3 protein-coding genes, 1 tRNA gene and 1 pseudogene are annotated in these 4,839 nt (G+C 65.2%); 3 read left to right on the top strand and 2 right to left on the bottom strand.

Going from position 1 to position 4,839, the window contains the following annotated elements; translation table 11 throughout:
• The 3 genes from RMO81_RS04300 to RMO81_RS04310 form a co-directional block, all read left to right on the top strand.
• A partial coding sequence (locus RMO81_RS04300; RefSeq protein ID WP_310474514.1) for an NAD(P)/FAD-dependent oxidoreductase occupies window positions 1-1,203 on the top strand: 1,203 nt, incomplete at its 5' end.
• 474 nt (window positions 1,204-1,677) lie between these two features.
• Window positions 1,678-2,898, top strand: coding sequence for an acyl-CoA dehydrogenase family protein (locus tag RMO81_RS04305; RefSeq protein WP_310474515.1), 1,221 nt, complete (start codon window positions 1,678-1,680; stop codon window positions 2,896-2,898).
• A gap of 98 nt (window positions 2,899-2,996) precedes the next feature.
• Window positions 2,997-3,083: transfer RNA gene (locus RMO81_RS04310), tRNA-Leu, on the top strand.
• Window positions 3,084-3,168: 85 nt separating this feature from the next.
• On the opposite strand, the gene glcF is transcribed toward RMO81_RS04310, so the two are convergent.
• Both glcF and RMO81_RS04320 read right to left on the bottom strand, forming a co-directional pair.
• A complete protein-coding gene (gene glcF / locus RMO81_RS04315; protein ID WP_310474516.1) occupies window positions 3,169-4,431 on the bottom strand; it encodes a glycolate oxidase subunit GlcF in 1,263 nt (420 codons plus the stop codon).
• Window positions 4,428-4,839: pseudogene (locus RMO81_RS04320) on the bottom strand (hypothetical protein); the annotation flags it as partial. The pseudogene RMO81_RS04320 and the gene glcF, both read right to left, overlap by 4 nt.

Here is a 4,839-nt window from a genome sequence, read left to right on the forward strand (position 1 = left end):
GAAGAGCAGGGCGTCGGTGAGTTCCAGGTACTCGTCGTCGAGGCAGCCAACAGGATCGGCGGCCGCGCCTACACCGAATCGACGATCTTTGGCGCCCCATATGACCATGGCTGCGCATCTTTGCAGGGGCCCCGAACGTTGCCGCATTTCGGCCTTGCCCATGACCTCGGGTTCACGCTCCACGATCATGACGGCGCCGACGATGTGCTGTTCGTCGGCGATCGCCGCGCCACGCTGGCCGAGCAGGGTGCGCGCGAACAGGCGTGGAACCGGATCGCCGCTGCATTGAACCGTGCCGAAGGCGATAGGGCCGCTGCCGATGTGATCCCGCGCGACGATCCGATGGCCGCGCTTGTCGAAACCTGGATCGGACCGATGGATTTCGGGGTCGACTTCGATCAACTTTCGACAAGCGACTGGAATGCCAGCCCCCGCCATGATTTCGATTATCTGGTCAAGGAAGGCCTCGGGACGCTGGTTGCGCGGCTCGGGGCCGAACTGCCGATCGCGTTCAACTGCGCGGTGACAGCGCTGGATTGGAGCGGTGCCGGCGTGACGGTCGAGACATCCCGCGGTTCGATTGCGGCGCGCGCCTGCATCGTGACGGTCTCGACCGGTGTGCTGGCCTCGGGCGCAATCCGTTTCACCCCCGGCCTCCCGGACTGGAAGGCGGCAGCCATTGCGGACTTACCGATGGGCTGTTTGGCCAAGATCGGCCTAAGGTTTGATGGTGCCCGTTTTGGACTTTTGGCCAATGATTACCTGTCTTACATGGTCAAGGAACGAGTGCCGGCCGCAGCCTGCTTTTTCCTCACTTTTCCGACCGATCATGAATATGTGGTCGGTTATGTCGGAGGGCGATTTGGCCAAGAGATCGTGCGCGCGGGGCCGGCAGCCGCCATCGATTTCGCGCTGCACGAATTCGAGCGGATGGTCGGCAACGACGCCCGGCACCACTTCGTCAAAGGCCATCTTTCAGAGTGGGAAAGCAATCCGCTGACTCTCGGCGCTTACGCTGCGGCACGACCAGGCCAATCCAGCGCCCGCGCCGATCTGGCTCGGCCGCTCGGCGATCGCGTGTTCTTTGCCGGCGAGGCAATGGCCCAGCCCAATTTTGCGCTCTGCTCCGGAGCCCATATGAGCGGTGAGCGCACAGCCGACGAGGTGGCGGTCACACTTATCGCGCCGCAAGAGTCGCAATAGCCCATGCGCAACAACAACCGCCCGGCACTAATCCCCACCGGATGAAATCAGGGGGTCAGGTCAATGGCGGTCAAATTTGGCCAGAATCTTCTCAAAAGAGACACCAGAATCGCAATTCGGCCGACAAAATTCCCTGTTTTCGCGGCAGGGAATTCAACCCGAACGACAGCCAAATCCCGCCCTAATCCACGGATAAATGTGCGTTTATCGGCGCAGCTTGGTCACTGCCGGCCGGTAGAAACCTGCTGAGAAAGCAAATAGCAGGGAATGTAAGGGAGAGAGCGGTTCACCGCGGACTGCGTCGCGCACCATGCCCATTGCGCCAATTGGCGCCAAGCCAGTCCGTGGCGACGGGGGCCAGCCGTCGGATACGCAATCGCCCGCTCTTTCCTTTTTGCCAGTGGCCAAGCAGGGTCAGGCGTGACAGCGTGGGCGCTGCATCATGCAATAAACCGCCAAAGGGAAAGCTCTGCCATGCATTTCGATCACAGCGACAAGACCAAGGCCCTGCTGGAAAAACTGCGCGGCTTCATGGATGAGCATATCTACCCGAACGAAGAGCGTTATCATCAGGAAGTGCAGGAAGGCGAGCGCTGGAAGGTGCTGCCGGTGATCGAAGAATTGAAACCCAAGGCCCGCGAAGCCGGCCTGTGGAACCTGTTCCTCAACATCTGCGAGCATGACACCGGCGAATGGAAGGGCCCCGGCCTGACCAACCTCGAATATGCCACGCTGGCCGAAGAAATGGGCCGCGCTGGCTGGTCATCGGAAGTGTTCAACTGCTCCGCACCCGACACCGGCAACATGGAAGTGCTGCGCACCTATGGCAGCGAAGAGCAGAAGCAGACCTGGCTGAAGCCGCTGATGGCCGGCGAAATCCGCTCCGCCTTCCTGATGACCGAACCCGGCGTGGCCTCGTCGGATGCGACCAACATCGAAACCTCGATTCGCCGCGACGGCGATCATTATGTCGTCAACGGCCGCAAATGGTGGTCGTCGGGCGTGGGTGATCCGCGCTGCAAGATCGCCATCGTGATGGGCAAGACCGATCCTTCGGCGCCGCGCCACAGCCAGCAGAGCCAGATCCTGGTGCCACTGGATGCACCCGGCATCACCAAGCTGCGCCCGCTGAACGTGTTCGGTTTCGACGACGCCCCGCACGGCCACTTCGAGGTGATTCTCGATAATGTGCGCGTGCCGGCCGCCAACATGATCCTGGGCGAAGGCCGCGGTTTTGAAATCGCGCAAGGCCGCCTGGGCCCCGGCCGTATCCACCACTGCATGCGATCGATCGGTGCCGCCGAACGCGCGCTGGAAAAGATGGTGAAGCGCCTCAAAAGCCGCGTTGCCTTTGGCAAGCCGATTGCCGAACACAGCCTGTGGCACGAGCGGATCGCCGATTCGCGCATCGCCATCGAACAGTCGCGCCTGCTCACGCTCAAGGCCGCCTATATGATGGACACGGTCGGCAACAAGGCCGCCGCCAACGAGATCGCCATGATCAAGGTGGTGGCGCCCAACATGAGCTGCCTGATCCACGATCACGCCATCCAGGCCCATGGCGGCGGCGGCGTGTGCCAGGATTATGGTCTGGCCAGCGGCTATGCCGGCCAGCGCACCCTGCGCCTCGCTGACGGCCCGGACGAAGTCCACCGTCAGGCGATCGCCAAGAACGAACTGCGCAAATACAACTGACGCGCGGTTATTGCGGGGAAGGGCTTGCACCACAAGCCCTCCCCTGCTACCCGCCCCCTCCTGCCGAAAGGGCGCTCCGGCGCTCATTTCCCTGGTGTGCGGCCATGGCGGAATTGGTAGACGCGCAACGTTGAGGTCGTTGTGGCCGAAAGGCCGTGGAAGTTCGAGTCTTCTTGGCCGCACCACTTTGTTCATGGATGAACCCGAAACCGGGCCCCGCGAACCTATCCATCTCGTCGCGGGTTCACCATTGCCTGCAGAAACAAGCTGTCAGCCGTGCTGCGGCGGGATTCCTGGCGGCTGCGGCCCGCCGCTGGCCCAGTCCAGCAGTTCCACCATGTGGACGGCATGCAGTTCCGGCCCGCCAATCTGGCCCATGCAGCCGATGTTACTGCTCGCCACGATCTGTGCGCCCGTAGTGGCCAGGGCGGCCTGCTTGCGCGCCTTGAGCGCAGCCGACATTTCGGGCTGCAAAATCGCATAGCTGCCGGCCGAGCCGCAGCAGATATGGGCTTCGGCCGGATCGCGCACATCAAAGCCGGCGGCAACCAGCAACTGGCGCGGCGCTGCCTTCACCTGCTGGCCGTGCTGCAGGGAACAGGCGCTATGCCAGGCGACAGGCAGGCCGGGCGCGATGCACGACGGCAGCGGCGGCAGCAGCGCCAGATATTCGGAGATGTCACGCGCCTGGCCCGCAACAGCGGCAGCGCGGGCGGCCATGGCGGGATCATCGGCAAACAGCGCCGCATAATCCTTGATCACCGTGCCGCAACCCGATGTGGTGATGATGATGGCGTCGACTTTGCCTGCGGCTTCCCACGCCGCGATATTGGCCCGGGCATGGGCGGCAGCGGCGGCGTGCCGGCCCAAGTGGTGATCGAGCGCGCCGCAGCAGGCGGATTGCCGGGTGATCACCACCTCCACCCCGTGGCGGGCGAGCAGGCGCAGCGCGGCATCGTCGATCGCCGGGCGCAACACCGGCTGCACACAGCCCAAGTGCAGGATCGCCCGGCCGCTGCGGGCGCCAGCCGGCGGGGGCGGGATCCGCCGTTCGGCAAGGCCCGGTGCCGGAACGGCTTCTGGCACCATCGCCAGCATCGCCGCCAGCCGTGCCGGCAAAACCGGCGCCAGCCCTCGCACCAGCCGGCCCGCGCGCAGCAACGCGCGCAGCAGGCCGCGCCGGGTGAGCAGCGCCGGCAGCAGGGCACGCAGCAGCCGATCAGGCAGCGGCCGGCGATGCGTGATTTCGATATGGGTGCGGGCAGTGTCGACCAGATGCATGTAATCCACCCCCGACGGGCAGGTGGTGGTGCACGACAGGCACGACAGGCAGCGATCGATATGATGCACTGCGCGCGGCGACGGGGCCGCCGCCGGTTTGGCCAGCATGTCCTTCATCAGCCAGATGCGGCCACGCGGACTGTCGAGTTCGTCGCCGGTGACAAGATAGGTCGGGCAGGTTGCGGTGCAGAACCCGCAATGCACGCATTTTCGGATGCGATCCTGCGCGGCGGCAACGTCGATCCCGGTCATGCCGCGCCGCCCGGTGCCGCGGCTGGCGACAGGATGCCGGCCGGATCGAACAGCGTCTTCACCCGTGCCGACAGGGCCGCCAGGCCCGGCTCCAACGGTGAGCGGGCCGGAATGGCACAGGCTGGCCCGCGCAGCCGTTCGGCATGGCCGTCGCGGCCAGCGGCCTGCGCCACCAGCGCGTGGAGATCGAGATCGGTGGCGCCAGCCGGCAGCACCACCCAGGCCAGGGCGCCGGCCCAATCCAGCCGCAGCCGTGCCGCCGCCGGTAGCAACGCCGCCAGGGCCGGTGCGCGGCTGGCCGGCAGCGGGCAGCGCCAGACGATGTCGTCGGCTTCCAGATAGCCAGCCAGGCTGGCAATGCCGGCCCACAGCGCGCGACTGGCGTCGCCGTCGATCACCTCGCTGGCG

The sequence above is a fragment of the Sandarakinorhabdus sp. genome (genome assembly GCF_031422795.1).
GTDB lineage: Bacteria > Pseudomonadota > Alphaproteobacteria > Sphingomonadales > Sphingomonadaceae > Sandarakinorhabdus.